General features: G+C 58.5%; 14 protein-coding genes. 3 read left to right on the plus strand and 11 right to left on the minus strand.

All coding sequences use genetic code 11. The annotated features are described in order from the left end of the window. The first annotated feature begins 4 nt into the window (after positions 1–4). From E4T21_RS01050 to E4T21_RS01060, 3 genes are all read left to right on the plus strand, one after another. Positions 5–640 (plus strand): 4'-phosphopantetheinyl transferase family protein, encoded by a 636-nt coding sequence (locus tag E4T21_RS01050; RefSeq protein WP_149282730.1) that lies wholly within the window; start codon positions 5–7, stop codon positions 638–640. Between the two features lie 578 nt (positions 641–1,218). Then, on the plus strand, positions 1,219–1,470 hold the full coding sequence (locus E4T21_RS01055) for a hypothetical protein (protein ID WP_149282733.1): 252 nt from the start codon (positions 1,219–1,221) through the stop codon (positions 1,468–1,470). A gap of 541 nt (positions 1,471–2,011) precedes the next feature. Continuing rightward, a complete protein-coding gene (locus E4T21_RS01060; RefSeq protein WP_149282735.1) occupies positions 2,012–2,821 on the plus strand; it encodes a hypothetical protein in 810 nt (269 codons plus the stop codon). A gap of 315 nt (positions 2,822–3,136) precedes the next feature. On the opposite strand, the gene E4T21_RS01065 is transcribed toward E4T21_RS01060, so the two are convergent. The 11 genes from E4T21_RS01065 to E4T21_RS01115 all read right to left on the minus strand — a co-directional run bounded on the left by E4T21_RS01065 (position 3,137) and on the right by E4T21_RS01115 (position 24,661). Beyond that, the gene (locus tag E4T21_RS01065; protein WP_149282737.1) at positions 3,137–4,069 is read right to left on the minus strand and encodes a CysB family HTH-type transcriptional regulator; all 933 of its coding nucleotides are present in this window, start codon (positions 4,067–4,069) and stop codon (positions 3,137–3,139) included. Between the two features lie 215 nt (positions 4,070–4,284). Continuing rightward, complete coding sequence (locus E4T21_RS01070) at positions 4,285–5,439, minus strand: DUF1501 domain-containing protein (RefSeq protein WP_149282739.1); 1,155 nt, start codon at positions 5,437–5,439, stop codon at positions 4,285–4,287. 33 nt (positions 5,440–5,472) lie between these two features. Continuing rightward, a complete protein-coding gene (locus E4T21_RS01075) occupies positions 5,473–6,882 on the minus strand; it encodes a DUF1800 domain-containing protein (protein ID WP_149282741.1) in 1,410 nt (469 codons plus the stop codon). A 362-nt stretch (positions 6,883–7,244) separates the two neighbouring features. Then, positions 7,245–9,161 carry a sulfate adenylyltransferase subunit CysN gene (gene cysN / locus E4T21_RS01080; protein ID WP_149282743.1) on the minus strand — a complete coding sequence of 639 codons (1,917 nt, stop codon included), beginning with the start codon at positions 9,159–9,161 and terminating at the stop codon, positions 7,245–7,247. A 12-nt stretch (positions 9,162–9,173) separates the two neighbouring features. Next, positions 9,174–10,088: a sulfate adenylyltransferase subunit CysD gene (gene cysD, locus E4T21_RS01085; RefSeq protein ID WP_149282745.1), complete on the minus strand. Its 915-nt coding sequence runs from the start codon at positions 10,086–10,088 to the stop codon at positions 9,174–9,176. An 87-nt stretch (positions 10,089–10,175) separates the two neighbouring features. Beyond that, a complete protein-coding gene (cysQ, locus tag E4T21_RS01090; RefSeq protein ID WP_149282747.1) occupies positions 10,176–11,000 on the minus strand; it encodes a 3'(2'),5'-bisphosphate nucleotidase CysQ in 825 nt (274 codons plus the stop codon). A 940-nt stretch (positions 11,001–11,940) separates the two neighbouring features. Further along, complete coding sequence (locus E4T21_RS01095) at positions 11,941–13,257, minus strand: aminotransferase class I/II-fold pyridoxal phosphate-dependent enzyme (protein ID WP_149282749.1); 1,317 nt, start codon at positions 13,255–13,257, stop codon at positions 11,941–11,943. Between the two features lie 55 nt (positions 13,258–13,312). Further along, a complete protein-coding gene (locus E4T21_RS01100) occupies positions 13,313–21,034 on the minus strand; it encodes a type I polyketide synthase (RefSeq protein WP_149282751.1) in 7,722 nt (2,573 codons plus the stop codon). Continuing rightward, the gene (locus E4T21_RS01105; protein ID WP_187775079.1) at positions 21,031–22,659 is read right to left on the minus strand and encodes an LTA synthase family protein; all 1,629 of its coding nucleotides are present in this window, start codon (positions 22,657–22,659) and stop codon (positions 21,031–21,033) included. The genes E4T21_RS01100 and E4T21_RS01105 overlap by 4 nt, the downstream gene beginning before the upstream one ends. After that, the gene (locus E4T21_RS01110) at positions 22,656–23,429 is read right to left on the minus strand and encodes an SDR family NAD(P)-dependent oxidoreductase (protein ID WP_149282755.1); all 774 of its coding nucleotides are present in this window, start codon (positions 23,427–23,429) and stop codon (positions 22,656–22,658) included. The genes E4T21_RS01105 and E4T21_RS01110 overlap by 4 nt, the downstream gene beginning before the upstream one ends. Then, positions 23,408–24,661 carry a capsule biosynthesis protein gene (locus E4T21_RS01115; protein ID WP_149282757.1) on the minus strand — a complete coding sequence of 418 codons (1,254 nt, stop codon included), beginning with the start codon at positions 24,659–24,661 and terminating at the stop codon, positions 23,408–23,410. Before E4T21_RS01115 ends, E4T21_RS01110 begins: the two co-directional genes overlap by 22 nt.

Genomic DNA, 24,661 nt, shown 5'->3' on the forward strand with positions numbered 1-24,661 from the left:
GCAGGTGCTGCACACGCTGTTGCCCTGCGATGTGGTTGTCGTGGAGGCGGAAGACGGGATGTGGGAGGGCTATCTGCATCCCGACGAGGCCACAAGCATAGCGAGGGCATTCCCCGGCCGACGCAGGGAGTTTACCGCGGGCCGGGCTTGTGCACGGGCCGCCCTGGCACGGCTCGGCGTAACGCCCCGCCCATTACTGTGTGATGCTGATCGAGTGCCTCAATGGCCGCCAGGCACGACAGGCAGTATCACGCATTGCGATGGTTACTGTGCCGCAGCGGTGGCATGGCAGGCGAAAGTTCGTGGCGTGGGCATTGATGCTGAGGTGCTGACTCCCTTGGGAAAGGAGGTGGAACTCATCTGCTCGCCAGCAGAGCTGCAGGGTGGCGTGCAGGCGGGGCTTCCTGCTGCCTTCGTTGCCAACGTGATCTTTAGCGCCAAGGAAAGCTTCTACAAATGCTACTATCCCTTGGCGAGGCAGTTTCTGGAGTTCTCCGATGTAGAGATCATCGTCATTGATGATGGTTGCTTCGAGGCCCGCCTGGTCAACCATTCTCTTCCCGACATGCTTGGCTTTCGCCATTGCCGTGGTCGCTTTGCTCTCCACCAAGGGCATGTATTCGCGGCAGTGGTTCTCTGATCACGGGCGAGATCAGAGATAAAGGGGACTTCGGCTTTGTGCATGAAATGTGTAATTTGCATGCGCCTATTTAAACTTGCTGAAGAATATGCTGTCCTACCTGCAACCTTGGCACTGCCGGGAAGACCTTTCTGCCATTGCCCCTTTCTTTCCTTTACACATACTTCTCCCGCATTCGTTTCCTTTTTATCTGGAGCCTGAACTGCACTCCCGTGTCGTGGGAGGTGAAGGTGATGTACAAGCGGAAATCGTCATCGCAGGACGCCATCCTGACACAAGCCATGAAACGAAATGACATCTGGAGATAGCGAAGGACTGAAAGATACCAATGTCTTTCTGACAGATATTATTCACATATCACTTTTAGTGATTTTCAATCGAATAATACTGACTAAGAAACAGTGCTTCAGTGCGCTAGGGTAAACGTACAGCCTTCAAGACAGCTTGAGGCAAAGAAAAGGACACCATAGCCAGTAGGGCTATCACCTTTATACCGATTTTGTGTTTCCCCGGAAAATGGAGAAGTAAAACTCCTGCTGAGAATCATTACGGGGTAGGCACTTTCTGGAGAGTAGAATATGAATCACTACGAACTGCACGACCAAGCCACCATTCTGGCAGAAGACGAAAGCCGCTATGCACTGGCACGTAGGGTGCTGAAACTGGAAGAAAAATGTGCTGCTTTAGCTGCGCGCGTCCAGCAACGCAATAGACCGGGCGAGCGTTCCGCAGCACCTGCGCATGGCAAACGACCTTCGCCCAAGGCGAGGAAGGCTGGCTTCCAGAAAGGCAAGAAGCACCATCAGGGACCGCTTGCCATGACGGAGTAACGCCATCGATATCAGGAGCGAATCTGGCTTTCTCCATCAGCGTCATATCGGTTTTGCATATGATGGCACAGTACTGGAGTAAGAGTACGGGAGTAAGTGGAGTAAGAATGCTGGAGCGAGAATGTTGCCTTTCATATGTATGACGTTATCTTTCATGTAGACGGTGTTGTTTTTATTTAGATGATGTTCCTTCCTATACACCGAATAGTTGTGTTTTGTGTTTCTTAAGTAAACCTGTTTTCTTCTGACTTCCTGGGTCGAGATAATCTCGGCCCAGGTGTGGGAAAGTGTTGTTTTATTTTGTCTGTATATTCATGATGCTCTTATGATGATCCTTTGGTTTTCAAATGAAGAATACAGATTAAGACTCTGTGTCATTTGGCTTTAAAGTAGTTCTTGGATCAGTTGTGACGGAGCAACCGATGAGAAGGGGCTATTGATAGGAGGAGTTATCGCTAAGGATCTATCGGCAAGGAAGAGCCATCGCTAGACAGTGACTCCATCAATGGCCATGTGGAATCGGATCATGGAGGAAAAGGATATGCCACTGACCCAAGTTGTCGACTATTTCAATACTCATCTCGAAACCCTCAATCCCCGGGCCAGCCTGCAGCGTCATGCGTATTTTCATTACCGGGCCGGGCGGGTGTCAGCCGAGCTGGGCGGAATGTCGCTGCAGCCTTACCAGCAGCCCATCCTGGACCTGACGACTCAGGCAGTGGCTGGCTGGGAAAGCAATATCCGAGTCGTGGGACAGCGTCATCGCCGGTATAGCGTCGAAGATCTGTATTTCCTGGCCTGGGACAAGGAAGACGTCGTCTTCCTCGACCGTTTCCTGCGAGTGCTGCATGCACTGCATCACCTGTCGCGGCACACAGTGGAGGCACCTCCCTTGGTGGTGGATGTGCACTGGCGCCATATACAGGCAGTGGAAGCATCGCATGGCCTGGTGTTCGAGACCTTGCTGGCCCGCCTGGGGGTCAGCCCTGGACAGATGGTGCTGCGTCTGAGAGGAGATCTGCTATTGTCAGAGGCTCATGTTCAGCACGCGGCTCAGAGTTTCCATCAGCGAGGGTACATCCTGCTGGCCCACGAGCTGCCAAGTGCCGTGGGAGAGTCCGGTTGGCAGAAACTGAAGGAATGTGGCGTGCACTGGGTGACTCCGGAAAGCCAGGCATTTGGCGATAAGCGTTGGCATCAGCAAGCATTGGCTAGCGGGCTGAAGGTCTGGTGGAGCGGGGTCGAACAACCTACCGAGCTTGAGCTTGCCCAGCGTACAGGAAGCGTGCTGATCAGCGGCAGTCTGGTGGAGGAATGCTATATGCAAGTTCCGGCCTCGGCTGCCCTTTGAAGGCTACCTTGAAAGCGAATCCTTGAGACTTTCTGTTTAAGCGCCCTCGGTTCATTCAAGAGCCTTCCTGGTGATAAGTCTTCTCTTGGCTTTGCGTCTTCGATTTAAAGGCCTCTTTTGGTAAAGCCCGGGTTTAACGTCTCAGGTTTCAAGCCCCGAGTTTAACGTCCGGGGTTTAAAACTCATGCTTAAGACTCCTGCTTTAAAGACCATGCTTTAAAACTCATGCTTTAAAAACCAGGGTTCAAAGTCCTGTCTGAAGTGCGGCTGCCTGAAAGGGCGCCACTCGTTATTGGCTGCTGGCGCTATTCCTCGTCAGGCGTCGCTACCGGCCAACGCCTGTTGCACCGTCTCTTCGCTCAGTTCACTACTGCAAAGCTGCAGGAACTGGTAGGCATAACTACGCAGGAAATGACCTCGGCGGAGAGCCAGGTAAGTGGTGTTGCGTGGAAACAAGGTGCCGGTGTCGAGCAGGGCCAGGCCACTGTCGCGCTTCTTTTGATAGGCCATGGAGGCGACCAGGCCCACGCCCAGGTCGAGTTCGGCATAGGTCTTGATCACGTCGGCATCCAGTGCGGTCAGGACGATGTCTGGACTCAGGTCCGCTGCGGCGAAGGCCTCGTCGATACGGGCGCGGCCAGTGACGCCTTCGTGGTAGGTCACGATGGGGTGTTCCGCGATTTTTTCCAGGGTCAGTGGATTGCCGTCATCCAGTGGGTGCCCCTCCGGCACCACTACCGCATGGTGCCAGTGGTAGAAAGGGAAGCATACGAACAGTTGGCCATGTTCATGCAGCGCTTCTGTAGCGATGCCGATATCCACCTTGCCGGCCTTGAGCATCGAGACGATCTCATCAGGGTTGCATTGGTGAAGCTCCAGGTGAACCTTGGGAAAGGCCTGCTTGAAACGAGTAATGATGGAGGGCAGCTCATAGCGGGCCTGGGTGTGCGTTGTCGCGATGGCCAGGTTGCCCTGATCCTCATGCGCCAGTTGGTCAGCCGAGCGTTTGAGGTTATCTGCGTCCAGCAGGATACGCTCGACGGCCTCGATCAGCTCCCTGCCGGCTACGGTGAGACCCAGAATGCGCTTGCCACGCCGTTCAAAGAGCTCGACACCAAGCTCGCCCTCTAGATCGCGTATATGCTTGCTGGCACCGGATTGGGAGGTGAACAAGGCATTGGAGGCCGCAGTGAGGTTGAAATCCTGGCGCACCGTCTCACGTACGATGCGCAGTTGCTGGAAGTTCATGGTGGGCCTATGGGTCGCTGATAAATATGTTTTGGAATATAAATTATGCTTTTTATTCCTTGAAAGCATTTTCCTTGATATGAATATCAGCGATCAGGACCGTGCCTGTCAGGCACAGGATCCACGCAGCAGCGCGGACCTTGTGGCAGGCAATGCATAGTCATCAATGCATAGTCATCAATGCATAGGAAAGAGTGGCAGCGCCTGTATGGTGTTCAGGCAACGAGTCCTTCCATGGCTTTTATATCGCGGCTTTCAGGAAAGACCCGGCTATCCAGGGCATCTGCATCGATTTGCATATGATCGCGCAGGACACCCTTCAAGACGCTGCGCATGTCCTGTGCCGAGATCAAGTCACGGTCTTCCTGCAGCTTCGACAGTCCCGGCCAGTCGCCATGCACCTTGCCACCCTTGATGGCGCCTCCGGCCAGCAGGATACTGCTGGCGGTACCGTGGTCAGTCCCTTTGGTCCCGTTGATGCGAACGGTACGGCCAAATTCGGTGACAACGACAACAGCGGTGTGCTGCCAGTGATCTCCCAATGACTCGTGCAACTGCTTCATGCCGGTGTCGAGTTCGACCAGCTTGCGCCCGAGTGCGGCATTCTGTTGGGCATGGGTATCCCAACCCGTGTCCTGAACCATGACGACCCGGGGGGCATTTTCTTCCGCCATGAACTGTCCGGCAGATTGCATGGCTCCTGCCAACTGTCCGCCGTGAGCGGGGGAGTCGGGCACAATCTGCTGTGAAGACAGAGCCTGGGCAAAGGCCTCGGAAAGGTTGGCGTCCTCGGCGTAAAGGTCGGCGAGGTGGTTGGCAAGCACGGTGGGGCCGCCACTCTTGCCTGGAGTGGGTGACCAGGTGACGAAAGGTGCATCACCTCGCACCATCAGTGGTTGCGCAGAGGCTATGCTGAGCCCCTTTGCACCTTGCATCTCGGCCACTGCGCGATTTAGCCAGCCGGTGTTGCTGCCGTCTGGCGAGGAGCTTCCGTTTTCCAGGCAGTCCTGGGCATCGAAGTGCGAACGCCCGGTATACGGCAGCCCGCAGGAATGCACGATACCAAACTCCTGGCGCTCGAAGAGTCGATGGCAATATGCCATGGAAGGGTGCAGGGCGAAGTTGTCGTCCAGCTTGAGAATGGCGTTCTTGCCTGAGTCAGGCAAAGCCAATGGCCCACGTAGTTCCGCGAAACGTGGTTCACCGTAGCTGGGTACCGCTCCCAACCCATCCATGGCGCCACGCAGCAGTACCACCAGCAAGCGTTGTGGGTGCTCGGAAGCATCGGCCGCAAGGGTCGTCAATCCCGGCCAGATCAACAGGCTGCAGCCACCGGCCAGGCGGGCAAGAAACTGGCGTCGAGTTAACATAAGAGTTCTCTCCTGAACACTGAAAAGACGCCATCAGCGCCACTGAAATTCCGGACTGGCCAGCAGTATCGCTGTACCCTGGCGAGGATTGGTCTGGCTGATGGCGACAGCGGTTGCCTCTTTCAACTGCGGGCCCAGGCTGTCCTGTGCCAGTTCCATCGGGTCGCGTTGCGGGTCCAGCTTGGCTGCATGGCGTTGGGCAATGACCAGCCGTTTCCACAGGGCATCCGCTCCAACCCAGTCCCTGGCGGTATCTCCCCAGCCGGCGGGCGCGCGTGGTGCAAATGGCGTCTGTCCCAGCAAGCGAAGTTCGCGCCCCCAGTGGTTGTCATCGTCCCCTGGAAGCTCGTCCAGGGCACGATACATGGCAATCAGGTATTCGTCCGGGCGGCGGAACTTGCGAGTTTCGCTCTGCCAAGCCAGGTCATGAGTGAACAGTGCCCGGTAGACGGGCATCAGTTCGCCCTTGTTCTGCTGATAGGCCTTTACCAGATGCTCAACCAGTTGCTCAGGAGGTTCGTCGGCAACGTAATGCCGGGCCAGCTTGGTGGCAATGAACCTGGCGGTATCTTCCTGGCTGGCGAGAAAGCGCAACATGGAACGCCCCTGGGCCAGGCCTTCCTGGTCGAAGCTCTGACCCAGAAGTTCACGGTTGCCGGGTTCATGGGCAGCATGTTGATAGACACTGCCGAAAGGGCTCAATTCACGCGTGCCGCTGGCATTCGGTGCTTGCATGGGCGTTCGCCACCCGGTCAGGCCTCGTGCCAGTTCAATCACATCCTGCTGGGTATAGTCGCCATCCACACTGAGGGTGTGTAGCTCCATGATCTCGCGGGCAAGGTTCTCATTGATCCCGGAAGGCAGGTCAGCCTTGCGTTGAGCCCGCCTCTGACCCACCGCTGAATCAGGACCGATGGAAACCTCGTTATTCAGGTACAGCAACATGGCCGGGTGTTGTTCTACACCGAGCAGGAGAGAGGCAAAGTCATCGCATACATGGGGGCGAATGGCTTCGCGCTCAAAGGAGCCTGCAACCATGTGCACATCCTGACTTTCGGCGGATACCGTGAAGTGGTTACTCCAGAACATGACCAGACGCTCGTGCACGGGCGAGTCGGTGGCACATTGCTGGCGGGCGCGAAGCTGGGTTTCGGCACGAAAGTCGCGACCGAAACGCTTGGTGAACACCGGGACGTCGGCATTCTTGTCCTGCGCTGCCTGCTGGCGTGCGGCACGAAATTCCTTGCGGAATTCGGCATAGCGATTCAGGTAGGTTGGACTGTCATCCAGGCCCTGTAACGCATCAAGTGGTGATGCAGGATTTTCCAACTGCGACAGCACCCACTCCTTGGGGTCATGAGCGATCTCCTGTAGATCACCGGGTCTGGCACCTAGCCCGAAACGGTTGGCTGCCAGCACAGCATCGTGAAGGCTCTTGTCCATATGATGTCCTCTAAAAACCTGATGTGTTAGGTCGGGCCTTCCGGCAATAGTTCGTTACGGAGAGTGATTTTTTGTGCCGACTCGGTCAGCGTGATGGCAAGCCTGGGCGCCGTGACTTCTCTGGTCTTCAGCATCACCAGGAGGCGCAGGAAAATCGGGGGTGAAATAGGAGGGAGATGAGGTGGAAAGCGCACAGGAGAGACTGGCGAAGAACGGCAACATCATGACCGGCAGATAGGCCGGAAGGCATGCGGGAAAAGCAGAGAGGAGAAGCAGGGAGAAGGGAGGGAAAGGTACGTGGCCCCTGCAAGGCAGCCTCAGCCACCCCGATAGACGGGGTGGCTGAGGGTCGGTCTCACATCTTACAGGCAGCTCTTCACAAGCTGACTGACCAGCTCTTGCTGGGTGTACTCGGTAGTCTTGAGCACCACTTCCGCGTCCTTGGGCACTTCATAGGGACTGTTGATGCCGGTGAAGTCCCCGATCTTGCCTTCGCGGGCCTTCTGGTACAGCCCCTTGGGATCGCGCTGCTCGCACACGTCCAGCGGCGTGGCCACATAGGCTTCGATGAAGCCGCCTTCGGTGAACAGCTCCCGGGCGGTATCGCGGTCGCTGCGGAACGGCGAGATGAAGGCGGTGATCACGATCACCCCTGCCTCGGCGAACAGGCGCGCCACTTCACCCACACGGCGGATGTTCTCGGCCCGGTCGGCTTCGCTCATGCCGAGGTCCTTGCACAGGCCATGGCGGATGTTGTCACCATCCAGCAGCATGGTGTGATAGCCGCGACGGTTGAGCTCGACTTCCAGGGCATTGGCCAGGGTCGACTTGCCGGAGCCGGACAGACCGGTGAACCACACGCACTTGCCCTGGTGGCCATTGATCTGCTCGCGCATGGCCTGGGTCACGCTGGTGCGGTTCCACACCACGTTGGCCTTGCTGTCGTGCTCGCGGAACTCGTAGGGCAGCTCGCTGTTCAGCGGCTGGTGGATCATGCCCGCGCCAACGGTGATGTTGGTCAGGCGGTCGACGATGATGAAGCTGCCGGTGCCCGGGCTGCTGCGGTAGTCATCGACCGGCACCGGTGCGGTCAGCTCGACCTGGCAACGGGCAATGGCGTTGAGGTCGAGGTGGTCGGCATGACGGTGCTCGAGGGTGTTGACGTCGACCTGGAAGTCGATCGCCGAGACCTTGCCGGCCAGGTCGCGGGTCGCCAGCTTGATGTCGTAGAGCTTGCCGGTTTCCAGGGCGGTCTCGTGCATCCACACGATGTCCGCTTCGAAGGCGGTGGCCAGCGGTACTTCGTCCTGCTCGGCAACAATCCAGTCACCGCGGGAGATGTCGATCTCGTCGGCCAGGGTCACGGTGATGGCCTGCCCCGGATAGGCGGCGGACAGATCACCATCGAAGGTGACGATGCGCTCGACCGTGGAGGTCTTGCCGGACGGCAGGGCGCGGATCGTCTGGCCCGGGGTCAGCACGCCGGCAGCCAGGGTGCCGCAGTAGCCGCGGAAGTCCAGGTTGGGACGGTTGACATACTGCACCGGCAGGCGCAGGTCGCGCAGGTTCTGGTCGTGAGTGATCTCGACGCTCTCGAGCAGTTCCAGCAGGGTCGGCCCCTCGTACCAGGCCATGCCCTCGCTGCGGTTGACCACGTTGTCGCCCTTCAGTGCCGACATCGGCACGAAGCGGATGTCCGGAGCATTGAGCTTGGCAGCGATTTCCTGGTATTCCTCGACGATCTCGTCGTAACGCTGCTGCGAGCCTTCGACCAGGTCCATTTTGTTGACCGCGACCACCAGGTGCTGGATGCCCAGCAGGTCACAGATGAAGCTGTGACGACGGGTCTGGGTCTGCACGCCATGACGGGCATCGATCAGGATCACCGCCAGGCTGGCGGTGGAAGCGCCGGTGGCCATGTTGCGCGTGTACTGCTCATGCCCAGGGGTGTCGGCGATGATGAACTTGCGCTTGTCGGTGGAGAAGAAGCGATAGGCCACGTCGATGGTGATGCCCTGCTCACGCTCAGATTGCAGGCCGTCCACCAGCAGGGCCAGGTCGACTTCGTCACCGGTGGTGCCGCTGGTCTTGGAGGCCTGAGTGATGGCCGCCAGCTGGTCCTCATAGATCATCTTGGAGTCGTGCAGCAGGCGCCCGATCAGGGTCGACTTGCCGTCATCCACGCTGCCGCAAGTGATGAAGCGCAGCAGGTCCTTGTTCTCGTGGTCCTTGAGGTACTGCTCGATATCTTCGGCAATCAGTTCGGATTGATGTGACATGTTCCCGCTCCCTTAGAAATAACCTTCGCGCTTTTTCTTTTCCATCGACCCGGCCTGGTCGTGGTCGATGGCGCGACCGCTACGCTCACTGGTACGGGTGAGCAGCATTTCCTGAATGATCTCGGGCAGCGTGGCAGCCTCGGACTCCACCGCGCCGGTCAGCGGGTAGCAGCCCAGGGTACGGAAACGGACAGACACTTCCTGCGGCTTTTCGCCTTCTTCCAGCGGCAGGCGCTCGTCGTCGACCATGATCAGCATGCCGTCGCGCTCCACCACCGGACGCTTGGCGGAGTAGTACAGCGGGACAATGGGAATGGATTCCAGATAGATGTACTGCCAGATGTCCAGCTCGGTCCAGTTGGACAGCGGGAACACGCGGATGGACTCGCCCTTGTTGACCTTGGCGTTGTAGATGTTCCACAGCTCCGGACGCTGGCTCTTGGGCTCCCAGCGATGATGCTTGTCACGGAAGGAGAACACGCGCTCCTTGGCGCGGCTGGCTTCCTCGTCGCGGCGGGCGCCACCAAAGGCCGCATCGAAGCCATACTTGTCCAGGGCCTGCTTGAGGGACTGGGTCTTCATGATGTCGGTGTACTTGGCGCTGCCGTGATCAAAGGGATTGATGTTGGCTTCGACACCTTCCTGGTTGATGTGCTCGATCAGCTCCATGCCGGCCTCGTCGGCCATGCGGTCACGGAAAGCGATCATCTCCTTGAACTTCCAGGTGGTGTTGACGTGCATCAGCGGGAACGGCGGAGTCCCCGGATAGAAGGCCTTGCGGGCCAGATGCAGCATGACCGAGGAGTCCTTGCCGATGGAATACATCATCACCGGATTGCGGAACTCGGCCGCCACTTCACGAATGATGTGAATGGACTCGGCTTCGAGCTGCTTGAGGTGCGTTTGACGCTCTGGAGTAATTTCCATATCCAATATCCAAGGTTGAAAGCCAAGGTGGTGGCCATTCTTCCTGTGCAGCAATGCGCGCAGGTGTCACGGCCACGAAAAGGGAATTTAGTTGGCTAGGGCTTGTACCAGCGCCTCGGTCCAGCGTTCATCACGTTGACCACACACGATGAAGAAGGGGTTGAGGACGCTGTCCTGCTGGTTGCAGCGCAGCGGTTCCAGGGTTTCGGCATTGAGGACTTCCCCTCCCGCCGCCGTGACCACGGCCTGGGCTGCTGCGGTATCCCACTCGCTGGTGGGCGCCAGGCGTGGATACAGGTCAGCGGCGCCTTCAGCGACCAGGCACAGTTTCAGGGAGCTGCCCATGGACACTCGCTCATGCTCCGGCAAGCGCTCACAGAACGCCTCGAATTCCGCCGAACCATGGGAACGGCTGCCGACGATCTTCCATGCTGAGGTGTTGGGCTCAGGCAAGGTGCGCACGTGAATCCGGGTCGTGCTGCCACCCTCGATCTTGAACGCCCCCTGTCCTTGTTCGCCGTACCAGGTGGCATCCAGCACCGGAGCATGCACGATGCCGAACACCGGTACGCCTTCCTCGATCAGGGCTACATTGACGGTGAACTCGCCATTGCGCTTGATGAACTCCTTGGTGCCATCCAGCGGATCGACCAGCCAATAGCGCTGCCATTGGCTGCGCTCGGCATAGGAAATATCGCCAGACTCCTCGGACAGCACCGGCACATCCGGTGTCAGCTCCTGGAGCATGGCCTCCAGTTGCCGGTGCGAGGCCAGGTCAGCCTGGGTCAGGGGGCTATCATCACCCTTGGTTTCGACCTGGATTTCCCCGTCGTATATCTCGAGGATGGCCTTGCCGGCCTCGACGGCACCGTCGATCAGTGCCTGGCGTATCGGCTCGATAAAGCTGCTCATTAACGACTCCCGCGATTGCGCAATGATGGTCTGATGTCTGAACCTGTCGGCCAGCACGACCAGACAAATGGAAAATCAACGACGACGAGATCTGCTGGCAGGGAGGCCCTGTCGTGCGTCGGAATAACAAAGAGGGGCAGGGCTAGCATCGAAGCTCCGTGCCACCGGGCTGATGCTGGTTGCGATAAGGCCGCTGATGCTTGCTATACGGCTTGAAAGGGATCGTGACGACACCGGAAAAGCAGGTGCGGTGCCTGCCAGATGAAAGGCTCCCCATCACAGTCAGCGCTGCCTGGACAAAACGGATACGGGCAGAACAGTAAATGAGTGCCAGAGTATCGAAAGCCGTACCAACCATGATTGAAAAACGTATTTGCCACATCATGCAGCAGTGCCACCTGCAATTAGCACGAGAAATCCCTTTCCTTGGCAGTGCAATGGACTGCCTGTCCTAGTCTTTTTTACAAGCTCATAAGCTATCGTTCAGGCTGGCATGGAATAAGCAAGCTGCTTTGCCTATGGTCGTTCATTAGCTTTTCATTGGTGATTCCCGCACTCCTCATCACTGAGCAAGGGGCCGATAGAATGACGCCATACTAGAATAGGGAATGCGTGTTTGTATAGGCCATATGGCGAGTGCTGGGTTGTTGCTATGAATTACAAAATGCAACTTGTGAAACAAAATGTTGCTCGACATTTTTGGCGCTTATTGACCAGGGCCTTGCACTCTTATGATGCGATAAAGTGCTGAAAAAGCGATGATTTATGGCGCTTCTCAGAAAGGGTGTGGCCAATCAGGGTAATAATATGCATAAGCGATGACGGTATTATTTCCATTCTGGTGCAGGCGCAGGATTTGCCCGCGACATGCCATGGTTTATGTGAGATTTTTCTGAATGCTTTTGGGGACAATAAGCCGATATTTTGCAGACAACTATACTTAGATTTTGGGAATTATGGTCCGCAATTGCTCCATGGTGTAATCAATCTGGGCCTGCGTGTGTTCATTGCACAGGAAGAAGCGCAGACGTGCGGCTCGTTCCGGTACAGCCGGATAGACAATCGGTTGCACGTTGATTCCCGCCTCGAAGAGGTGCTGGGATAACCGGGCAGCCTTGAGTGAGCTGCCGATAATGACCGGTACGACTGCTGCACCGATGCTCTTGCCAGTATCCAGCCCCTGCGCCTTGGCCTGTTCAAGGAAATAGCCTGAAATCTGATGCAGGCGTGCTATGCGATCTGGCTCCTGGTGCATCAATTCCAGCGCACGCAGGGCCGGGGCAGCAAGCTGAGGAGGGAGGCCGACACTGTATAGAAACCCGGGAGCCAAGTAGCGCAGCGTGTCCACCAGGGCCTGACAGCCGGTGATATAGCCGCCGCAGCTGGCCAGCGACTTGCTCAGGGTGCCCATCCAGATGTCCACTTCCCTGGCTTCGACCTGGAAGTGTTCTCTCAAGCCCAGACCATGTTCGCCGAGAACACCAAAGGAATGGGCTTCATCCACCATCAGCCAGCATTGGAAGCGCTGCTTGAGCTCAATGAGAGCTCCCAGGTTCGGTGCATCGCCGTCCATGCTGTACAGCCCCTCGATGACGATGATGACACGCTCGAACTGATGGCGATGGCGCTCCAGTAGGGTTTCCAGGGCGCTGGTGTCGTTATGGCTGAAGGATACGCGCTTGGCCCCGGAAAGTTGTGCACCGACGACGGCACTGTTGTGGACCCATTCATCATGCAGGATCAGGTCCTTTGGACCCATCAACTCACCGAGGGTCGACACATTGGTGGCATGACCGCTGACGAATGCCACGGCATCCTCACAGCCGTAAGCGTCGGCAATGGCACGTTCGAGCTGGCGGTGAATGGGCCGCTCTCCCGAGACGATGCGACTGGCCGAGACAGTGGTGCCGTATTCAGTCATGGCCTGGCTGGCTGCCGCTATCACACGTTCATCGCCGGCCAGGCCGAGATAGTTGTAGCTGGAAAAGTTGATCAACTCACGCCCACCGATATGGGTGGTCGCGCCAGCGATGCCCTGATGGGGACGAAAGAAAGGGTCATCCAGCCCCAGGTGCCGGGCGCCTTCCCGGATCATGGTGATCTGCTGATACTGGGGCAGCGTGTCGAAACGTGTCAGTGCTGCCTTGTCAGCATAGGATGAGGTTTCTCCCTTCCGCCGTGATGGCGGAGTGCGTTGCGCAGGGGAGCGCTGTTGCAGCAGTTGCTGTTTCAGACGCTGTCGATCCCCTGTACTCATTGTCTTGAATCCAGTTGTCTTGAATCCAGTTGTCTTGAACTCAATTGTGTCGTACTCATTGTGCTGGTTCCTCGGTAATCATAGCCACGGCTTCCACGCTGCCGTGGGCATTGGCCAGAGCCAGGGCGCTTCTTGCGCCATCCTCTTCCTCGCTCTCACCTTGTGTCAGCTTGCGCACGAGCACCTGAGCCAGTTTATCCAGGCTGGTGGCTTCGCTCATGACCATGACGGGCAACTGGATCTTCAGTCGTGCCTCGATGGCCGTCATCAACTCTACTCCCATCAGCGAATCGAATCCCAGTTCGTAGACTGACTGCTGGCTGTCGATCTGTTCAGGATCGATCAACAGGATAGTGGCCAATTCATTGCGCAATACGCTGACCAGAGTGCTGTGCATCTCTTCCGCTGTCATGCACTGCAACTGCTCCAGCAGCTCGCTACCGTTATCGTGATGTTCGTCGCTGTCGCCTGCCGCGGTGGACAGTTCGTGGAAGCGGGGTGCCTGGTCCGTCGGCAGGAAGCGTGCAAGGGCATGCCAGTCTAGCTCGAGGACACCAACGTGGGACTGTTGCGTGGCCAGAAGCTGGCCGAGGGTGTCGAGCGCCGCTGCAGATTGCAATGCCGAACCTCCGAGACGCTCCTGAAGAGCTTCCAAGGTGCGGGTGTTGCGGGCCAGGAAGCCCACATCCTCGATGGCTCCCCAATACACGCAGGTCGCTGCCAGCCCTTGCTGGCGGCGGTAGGCGGCAAGTCCTTCCAGCCAGCAGTTGGCGGCCACATAGTTGGCCTGGCCAGGGTTTCCAAACAGCGTGGTGGCGGAAGAATAGAGCACAAACAGGTCAAGAGGCTGATGCTGTGTCAGTTCATGCAGGTTCCGGGCGCCGAGAATTTTGGGGGCCAGGACTCGCTCGATACGTTCGCGGTCGAGATGACGGATCAGGCCATCGTCGATCACGGTGGCAGCGTGCACGATGCCCTTCAACGGAGGCAGCGTGGTGCCGCAGTCGGCAATGACCGCGGCCAGTTCATCTCGATCGGTGATATCGCAGGCCAGCGCAGTCACTTCGACATTGAGCGCACGCAAGCGCTCGATACCCTGCTGTGCTTCCTCGCTGGCCGGGCCTCGACGGCTGAGCAGGATCAGGTGTCCCGCCCCGCGCCTGGCAAGCCATTCCGCAGTGCTCAGGCCAAAGCCGGAGAGCCCGCCGGTGACGAGATAGCTGGCCTGGCGGTCCAGAGCGAAGGCGGTTGGGGGAGCCTGCGTTTCGTCTTCACGGCGAGGCTGCTCTTCAACAAGGCTCTGCTGGGGCTCGCGTGTGACGACCAGCTTGCCGATCTGGCGGGCCTGCTGCATGTAGCGGAACGCCTCGATCACGCGATGGTGATCGAAGGCGGTGTAGGGCAAGGGATGTAGGGTACCGTCCTCGAACAAGGCCATCATCTCGCGGAACAGCCGTGCGGTGAGTTCTGGTTTTTCCTTCATCAACTGATCGGAGTCGATACCGAAGTAACTCAGATTGTTGCGGAATGGACGCAGACCAACAGGGGTATTCTCGTAGAAGTCGCGTTTGCCCAGCTCCAGGAAGCGACCGAACGGCGCAAGAGCACGAAAGTTCTGTGCGATGGCTTCTCCTGCCAGGGAGTTGAGTACGACATCGACGCCTTTTCCCTGGGTATCGCGCAGGATTTCCTCTGCGTAGGTAAGCTGGCGGGAATGGTAGATTCTCTCCACGCCATACAGACGCAGGAAGTCGGCCTTTTCCTCGCTACCGACTGTCACATAGAGCTCGGCGCCCAGCCAGCGGGCAATCTGAATGGCGGCAAGTCCCACGCCACCGGCCGCACCATGAACCAGGACGCGTTCTCCTGGCTCTACCTGGGCGAGGTGCTTGAGAGCGTAATAGACCGTGAAGAAGGTCGTGGGAATGGTGGCCGCGGCGGCAAAGTCGATACCGGCTGGCAGGGCGGTAAGGGCGCTGCGAGATGCCACCAGGCGCTCGCTGAAGCTGTTGGGACCAAAGCCCACCACGCTATCGCCTGGCGACAGATCGGTGATGTTACTGCCGACGCGTTCGACGACGCCCGAGAATTCGAGGCCCAGGGTTGCTCCGGCGAAGCCATTTTCGATGGCTTCATCGGACAGCAGCCCCAGCGTGTACATCACATCACGGAAGTTGAGACCGGTCGCCCGGACCTGCACCTGTACATCGTCAGCCCCGACTTCGGGAAGTGGCCGAGCCTTCCAGGCCAGGTGACGCAACTGCCCTGGCAGGGTCACCGTCAGTTGTTGCGTCTCGGCCGTGGAAGCGGTGAGCTTGCCTGGCTCTTTATCAAGCGTGTCTGCCGGATCATCAAGCGTGCCTGCCGGGACTTGAGCCGGGGATGGCTGCGGCATGACACGCAAGCGTACGGCATAGCGCCGTCCTTCGGCGTCGTAGGCCAGCTCCGTTTCATTATCGGGGTGGCTCAGCTCATTGCTCATGGCCTGCAGCAGAGCAGAAGACCATTTGCTGTCGCTGCATGGTGGTGTATCTACCAGCGTGACGTGACTATAGGAGATTTCGTTGGCCATGGATCGCGCGAAGCCCCAACTGGCTGCAGCCAGAGGCATGCTTGATACAGCATCGACCAGGGGCTTGTGGACCTGCAGCAATGCTGCAACTCCTTGGGTCATGATCCATAGACGATGGGGCCGTTCGAGTCCTTCAAGCAGCCTCACCCAGGTCGCCAGCCAGGTGCATTGCTCGGTTTCGTCGCTGGCCCTGGACAGGCCTCTCAGGTCAATCAGATGCAGGGAAGACGCCTCAGGGGCAATCTCATCCAGTGACAGCTCTTCCCGGGCGAGAGCGTCCGGGTCGCAGCATGTGGCACTCAGGCCATTGGCTTGAAGGGCTGTCTTCAGGCTCTGGGCCAGGGCCGCATTTTCACTGTTGCCTATCAGCAAGTAGTGAGCTTCCAGTGTGCCCGATGCTTCATCGTTGACGTTTTCGTCATGCGCTGAAGGTTTCTCCTGTGACAGAAGCTCCTCCTGTGACAGAAGCTCCTCCTGTGACAGAAGCTCCGCCCGGGCGGTGGAAGAAGGAGAAAATTGTATGGAATACAGCTGCATTCCCTGGTCGGCCTGCTCGAGGGAGATCCGCTGTATAGGGGCCGAGCTCCATTGCTCCAACAGGTCCTGCAAGTCTTCCGCTTCACAGCTCTTGCCATGGAGGCTGTCGAGGCCAGGGCTGGCACACAGACTATCCCACCAATGGCTTGGCGGCGTGTAGAGCACCAGAAGCCTGGCATCGGGTTTCAGGTGGCGCGAGAGCTGGGATAGCTGCTGGCCTACCGTTTCCCGGGATTCCGGGCTGAGTGAGATAACCGCGAACTGAGCCTGGGCCGATGGTGCTGTGTCATCGGAGAGAGAGTCCACCTGTATCAGGGGGTGTCTTTCCTTCAGGCGTGAGGCATGGTGCAGGCCGTCATCATCACTGGGCAGCAGGGCGAGATCGACGCGGTCTGCATCAAGGAGCCTGCTGAACCATTCTCCCAGTCTGGGCACGGCAATACCGGCCTCGACGATGCTCAGGCGCTGCTCGACTGCCAGGCCGGCGATGTGTTCCTGCAGGGCTGCACACAGGTGCTCTCCCAGAGATGCCCAGCCTTGGGTGGAAAGCGTATGAGGCGCGAGAGCAGCCAGGTGTTCAGGGGTCAGATCAAGTGAGTCTGCCTCGATAGCGCCCTGGAGCAGTCCAAGTAGATTGAGACCATGGCGCCCGACGCGCTGGATCAGTGGCAGAGCGTCGGGGTATTCACCGATCATCATCTGCCAGATGGCTTCCGGGCGTATCTGTGGGTGTTGCTGAGACGATGGCTCCTCGTCGTTGGGCTGGCGCGTCCAGCCGCTGTCGTCGCTTACCAGGATGCCGGCATCTTCCAACTGCGTGAGCAGATGATGCCATTGCTGGGCGGTGCCGGGGTATTGCGCGTGATAGTGGTCAAGGTCGGCCTTTTCCAGGCGTTCGGCATGGCCGAGAGCGACCAGGGCCTGATCGGCGAAAGCTTCGCTGAGGCGGTCCAGTAGTGGGTTGAGCTCCTCAGCATAGCGTGACCGAGTGGCCAGGGCGACGCTGTCACCCAACCGACCGAGGCTGTCGTCGACGGCATCCCATGCCATGGTGGCCTGCGCATGAGGATGCGGTGCAGGTGTCAGCACATTGGCAACGAAGCTGAGGCTGGTGCTTCTCGTCTGTTTCAGGCGCACCAGGCGGAAGCGGGTGGCATCGAGATGAGCCACACACATGCCGGCGGCATCGAACAGGCTGAAGTCCGCCGTGAATGAGTGTGGTGCACGCTTGCGCAATGTCGCTGTGGCGAGCACTGGCAGGCCTGCATCAGTGCGCATCTGCAGACGATCGATGCGTACCGGGACAAAAGCGAAGCCCGAGGCGGCTGCCTCGCTGTCGGCCAGCAATGGCAAGAATAGCTGGAACGCACTGTCAAGCCGGCCAGGCGACAGGTGCTGCAGAGCTTCTTCCGGACGGGAAATCTCTCCAAACTGGCCGATGATCGTGTCACCTTCGCGCCAGATGCCTTCCAGCGCCTGGAAAGCTGGGCCGTAGTCGAGACCAACCTTGCTGGCCATGGCCAGGTGCTGCTGCAGACTGACATCAGGCTGGCGCAGGGGGAGTGTGGGAGCTTCTCTTTCCAGCAGGGTGCCGAGACTGTCGGTCAGAACCCGGGCCTTGGCATTGAGCTGCCAGTCACCTGCTTCCAGAGTATCCCTCGATTCAATATGTATGTGCCCTTGGTGCCTGTTCAGACGCAATCGAGAGCGTCGCCCATGGGACGCGTCCAGCATCATCGGTGCCAGGATTTCGAGGGATTCCAGCTCGATCTTCTGTGCTTCGCGGTGATGGATGGCCGCTGCCAGGCTCATTTCCACATAGCCTGCACCCGGGAAAACGGGGGCATTACCGACACTATGGTCGGCCAGCCATGGCAAGCGCTCGATATCGAGCTGGCTCTGCCAGCACTTATCGACACCATCGAAAAGTGCTTGGCGGTAACCGAGCAAGGGGTGCTCAAGGTGACGGTCGATCAACCCCCATTTATGGCCGGTTCCCGGCATCCAGTGCTGTTGGCGCTGCCAAGGGTAATGCGGCAGTTCCACAAAACGACCGGTAATGGGGAACACCTTGTGGGTATTCAGTGCTATTCCGCTCAGCCAGAGCTGGCCAAGACATTTGTGCAGGTCCCGGACACTGTCCCCATCGCGCTGCAGCGAAGAAATGATGGTGCAGGCATGGCCGCTGTCTTTCTGGGCATCCTGAAGATAGCGCTTCAGTACCGGATGGGCGCCGATCTCGACAAACACATTGGCCTTGGCATCGAGCAACTGGCGAAGTGCTTCGGTGAAGCGTACGGGCTGGCGAATGTTCAGCCACCAATAGTTGGCGTCGAGAGCACTGGTATCGAAGACGTCGCCAGAAACAGTGGAGTAGAGCGGTATCTCTGATGCACGCGGTGAGATGTCCGCCAGAGCGCTGATGACATTCTGCTCGATCGGTGCCATGGCGCTACTGTGGAAGGCGTAGTCCAGCGGCAGACGGAAGCAGGCGATCTGCTGCTCGACCAGACACTCTTCCAGAGCCTCCATGCTGGCCTTGGGGCCTGCCAAGGTCACACCACGGACACTGTTGTCTCCTGCCAGGGCAATGTCTTTGAAACGTGGGTCATTCAGCCAGGTGCGGGCACTCTCGGCATCCATCACCGCAGCGGTCATGACCCCTTTGCCCTTGGTCAGCCCCTGGAAATGACTTCGTTGGGTGATGACAGCAACGGCATCCTCCAGGCTCAGGGCGCCGCATGCCCATGCTGCTGCGACTTCACCGACGCTATGTCCGACGACCGCGGAAGGCGTGATGCCCCAGTGGCGCAATGACTCTGTCAGGCCCACCTGGAGGGCGAACAGGGCGGGTTGGGCGATCTCGGTACGCTCGAATCGTTCGTTGCCGTTGAGGCCCTCGAGTTCTTCTCTTATCGAGAAGTTGCCCTGTGGGCGAAACAGTTCATCGACTTGATCGATGGTGGCACGGAATACCGAGCAGTGATCCAGCAAGGCCCGTCCCATGGTTTCCCATTGGCAGCCATTTCCGGAATAGACGAATACCGGACCCTGCGCATCGCTCTGGCGCTGCAGGGCAATCACTTCATTGTGGCTGTCCTCGCGCTTGGCAAAGGCACGCAAGGCAGAGCATGCCCGGGTACGATCATTGGTGATGATGACGGCGCCATGTTTGAGCTGCGCACGCTGTGTTTCCAGCGCATGGGCGATGTCGTAGAGACTGTCCGAACCATGTTCGAGCAGATCAGCCAGGCGCGAGGCCTGTTCGCGCAGGCCGTTGTCGCATTGGGCCGAAATGCGTAGTGGCAGGCGCCTTTCCGCTACCTCTTCGCTGGATGCTGGCGCACTGTGTGCCTCGGCCGAATGTTGAGGGCCCGCTGTGGATTGTGCCTCCTGGGGGGACTGCAGAATGACATGGGCATTGGCACCACCGAAGCCAAAGGAGTTCACGCCGATGGTCAGTGTACCTTCCGCCGGAAGCGGGCGTGCCTCGGTGACGATATCCAGGTTCCACTCATCTTGCTTGATGTGGGGGTTCAGCTTGCGGATGCCGATCGTTGCTGGAACTTCCCGATGCATCAGGCTGTAGAGCGCCTTGGCCAGGCCGGCGACGCCGGAGGCAGTTTCCAGGTGGCCGATGTTGCTCTTGACCGACCCTATCGGCAAGGGACGTGAACGAGCCATGCCCAGGGCGTGGCCGATGGCGTGTGTCTCGATGGGATCACCGACGGCGGTACCGGTGCCATGGGCCTCGAGATAGTCGATATCCTCGATATCGATTCCGGCGTCGGCATAGGCCTGACGCATCAGTGCGATCTGCGCATCCGGATTGGGTACGGTCAGGCCGGTCTTGTGGCCGTCAGTATTGACCGCAGTACCCGCGACGACAGCGAGAATGCGATCACCGTCGGCAAGTGCCTGGTCATAGTCCTTGAGCAGAAACAGCCCAGCACCTTCCGAGCGCACATAGCCGTCGCCCGATTCGTCGAAGACACGGCAGCGGCCATTGGCCGAGAGCATGCTGGCCTTGGTGAAGACAATGAAACCAAAGGGGTGCAGATGCAGGCTGACGCCGCCAGCCAGAGCGGTGTCACATTCGCCGGCGCGAATTGCCTGGCAGGCCTGGTGGAATGCGACCAGCGATGATGAGCAGGCGGTATCCACCGCCATGCTTGGGCCCTTCAGGTCAAATACGTATGAAATACGGTTGGCCGCAATGCTGGAAGTATTGCCGGTGGCAGATGGCGAGTCGAGCGCTTCCAGGTCATCGGCATGGCGATAGGCATAGTCGAGGCTCGAAATGCCAAGATAGACGCCACAGCGAGACCCCCGCATGTTCGATGCGGGGATTCCGGCATGCTCCGTCGCTTCCCAGGCAAGTTCGAGCAGCATGCGCTGCTGCGGGTCCATATGGGCGGCTTCACGAGGCGAAATGCCAAAGAAGGTGGCGTCGAATTCACCGATGCCTTCTCCCAGGCTGCCTGCGGCAAAGGTGACGCTGGTACCGGGATGTTGGCGGTTGGGGTGTTGATAGATCTCATGGTCCCAACGTTGACGGTCCACCTCGGTGACAAGGTCAGTTCCATTCTTGAGGCTTTCCCAGAACGACTCGCCGTCGGCTGCGGGAAACCGGTGAGCGGCTCCAATGATCGCTACACGCCTTGTCATCGCTGCTCCTGTAACTCAATTCGTTGTTGTTCAGTGCCATGTGATTCGACGCTCTCTGCCGGGTCACGGGGCTGGCTGAATAGTGCAAGGTCCTGCCACAAGCGTTCGGCAAGATTTTCAATATTGGTGGGATGTTCTGCTACTTCAGAATCGATGGATTCTCTGGAACGGGGAGGTAACGTGCTCCAAAGCAGATAATGGCTGTGTCCGGAGGGTGCCCCGAGCGCCTCATAGACGCCTTCCATGATAGGGACATGGTCTCCGTACCAGCACATCAACCCATGTCGGGGCTGCTGGCTCAGGCTGTGACTCAACTCATTGGCCATATGGTCGGCATTGCGCAGATGACGCAGATAGACGGCCAGGGTATTGGCGTCCTTTGGCTCGAGGCATCCGCTTATCTCCTCCGGAAGACGCTGCAGCCATGCCGGATCAGCGGTTTCCAGGTGGAGGGGGCCGTGGTTTTCCATGGTGATGACGAAAACCATCAAAGGCGCATCCGTAGCTGATGCCAGCAGGGTATGTACCTTGCGTGCCACGGCAGCATCGCCAATGTACTGTCCGTTCCTGTCGCTATGGTCGAAGTCAGCGATATCGATGAATTCATCGAAACCGAGCTTCGGCATGACCTGGTCACGACAGTAGAACGTCGCGGGATACGGGTGTACAGCAACACAGCGATAGCCGAGGCGCTTGAGAGAGGCCACCAGGTTCGGGACCGGCTGCTTGGCCAGTTGCCGATATGGATTGAACTGGTGCATGCCCAGGTCGCTGCCGCTCAGGCCTGTCAGAAAGGCGGTTTCGCTACGCACGGTATTGGCTCCCCAGACGGGAACCGACAGCTCTCCATGTGCATGGCTGCTTGCCTTCAGGGCATCCCAGTGACCCAGCAGATCCTGAGCCAGGGCTGGCTGCCATGTGCGCGGATCGAAGAACGCTTCACTCTGCACGATCACGATATTGGGCAGGGAGGAGGTCGTGACAGCCTGTCTGTCTGGGTGGCGAAAGCAGGCAGGTGTCTTGACCGGGTCTATGGCGCGTCTGGGATACAGGCCGTAGGCCCAGAAGAAACTGATCAGGCCCAGTCGGTACAGGTCATTCTCTGGCTGCAGCATGATCTCTGGTCGACGGCGGAGGCTAAACGGTAGAAGCAGGCCACCCACGGCAGCGATGACAGCAACACTGGTCAAGAAGGAACCGGCACCATGGGTCGAGACCAGGGAAGGCTCCCACCATAGAAAGGCAGCGAATGCCAGGAAGCCGGAGGTGCTGGCCGCAATGGCCAGGCCCAGGCCGAAAAATGGCACGTAAAGGCGCGGATGACGAATGGCATCCAGAAAATATTCGAAGTCCTGTACCAGGAAAGGCTCCCTCAAGCTCGACCACTTGCTGCGACAAGATTGCACGATGACGAGGTGAAGGACGTTCAACAGGCCTGCACTCAGCCAGCCACGCTGAAGCACAAGAAAGGCCGTTGCATACAGCAGTAGCCAGGTAGCAATGTGGATGTACAGCGTGACGCGTGGCCGCAGCAACAGCGGTGCAGGTCTGGGCTGCACCAGGGATTCGCATGCCAAGCTGATGATGAGGCTCAGGCACAACGGGAGGAGTAACTGCAGTATCACGAGGGGACTCCGTAGCCGAACCATTTCACCAGACGGTGGGAAATGGGGGCAGGTAAAAGGGCCAGACACCAGGTTCCTATATTGAGTGGTATAGGAAAGCTTAAGCGGGCTTGGTTGTGCTCAATCGCTCTTTGAATGGCTCTGGCGGCGCGTTCCGGTGTCCATTGGAACGGTTTTGGGCCAGGCATTGCCCTGGCCATGGCAGAATCGACATATCCCGGCATGACCACTGTGACACCAACACCATGAGGCGCCAGGACGCCGCGCATGGCTTCCCCGTATGCCTTGATGCCTGCCTTGCTGGCGCTATAGCTGGGCGTGACGGGTAACCCGAACCATGCAGCCAGAGAACTCAGGTATACCAGCTGACCACTGCCGCGGGCTTGCATGCGTGGTGCCAGCAAACGGGTCATCCGCATGGGAACGCGCAGGTTGATGTCGAGTAAGGTGCCGGAACTGGTTTCATCTTCCAGGTCATCTGGGGTTTCGATGCCTGTGTTCATCCCTGCACATAACAGCGCAATATCGGGGACCTCGGGGAGGCTATCCAACCAGGTGCCGAGTTCGTCAGGGTTGGTGAGAACGGCACTGCTGAGCGAGACGTCTTTTGCGCCCAGTCGAGAACACTCGTTGGCGAGCGAGGCCAGTACTTCTGTCTGACGGCCATGAAGTATCAGAGCGCTCCCCTCGGCTGCATAACGACGCGCCAGGGCCCCTCCGATTGCCCCGGTGGCGCCAGTGATCAGGATCAGGCGGCATTGGGCAGGCATGACAGCAACTCCTCAAGTGGTGAAACTTCTGCGTTCAGGTCTGGCAAGCAATTGGCAACCGCCAGGCGGATGCCCTGTTGGCAATAAAAGCCGCCGTTGCGCTGAACAGTATGCAGCAGGGTCTGGCGAAAGGCGTTGAACAGGCGTTTGTTCGGAGGCTGGGGGTGGCGCCAGAAATCGTCGAGTGATGTTGTCTGGGTCAGGCCGGAAAAAGCGTAGATCGCATCGCCCAGGGCCAGTGTTGGCAGATCGTGCTCAAGCGCCACGATGCCGCTGGTACTGTTGACGGTGACCATGCCCTGGGCGTGTCTCAGCAGGTGATTCAAGTCACCGCTTTCGAGATAGTCGATACGATCCTGAATGGCCAGATGCTGTGCCAGTTCCTCGATATGCCGCCGGTATGGCATCAGGCCCATGTCCAGGGGATGGTTCTTGATGACCAGTCGAGCGTCTCCGGGAGCATGCCGGGCAAAGGAGCCCATCACCAGGTCGAGCACGCTGCACATGTCCCGGAAGGGAGAATGCTGGCGAATCTGGGCATCTCCATTGAGTTGCAGGGGCAGGACGAAATAAGGCTGCTTGCTGGCCATCAATTGCCTGATGCGTTCAGCATCACGCGGCTTATGCCATTTCAACATGGCAAAGCGCCTGATATATCCGGTGAACTCTACCGGTGCCGTGACCGGTGCGTGGGTGCGATAACCTGGCGCAACAACGGGATTCGCCAGTCCCGCCAGGTGATACATCACATCGTGTGTCGCACGTTTCCAGAAGGCGCAGTGGAATCTCTGTGGCTGGGGAGCTGGCCCTAGTCGGGCAAAGGCCTCGTGGTACCAGTCGGCATTGCGAGGCAGTCGGGAGTGCGCATTGACGCCATCCTGTTCCATGGTGATCCAGAAAGGCCGCAGGTAGCCTTCTTCGAAAACATGGCTGTGAATGCCGAAGGACGGAGCCAGGGTGGTCGCCGGACGATGTACAGGACGCTGGTCGCCGAACAACAGCTGGTCAGTGATACTCTCGCGTGAATACAGGTCGTGGAGGAATTCTCCAAGAGCGTCGGCTGAGTGGCGGTAAATACGCTGTCCCAGACGCCAGCGATAGAGCAGGTCCCCACCATTGAAGTTAAGTACGCCGACGCAATGCCCCTGGTCTTGAAGGGCACAGGCCAGCGTCTCCGAGAATCTCGAGCATGGGCCCTGGAGGATGAGAAAGGAGCGGGGAAAAAAGGTCAT

It is taken from the genome of Halomonas binhaiensis (assembly GCF_008329985.2).
In the GTDB taxonomy this organism is placed as follows: Bacteria; Pseudomonadota; Gammaproteobacteria; order Pseudomonadales; family Halomonadaceae; genus Halomonas; species Halomonas binhaiensis.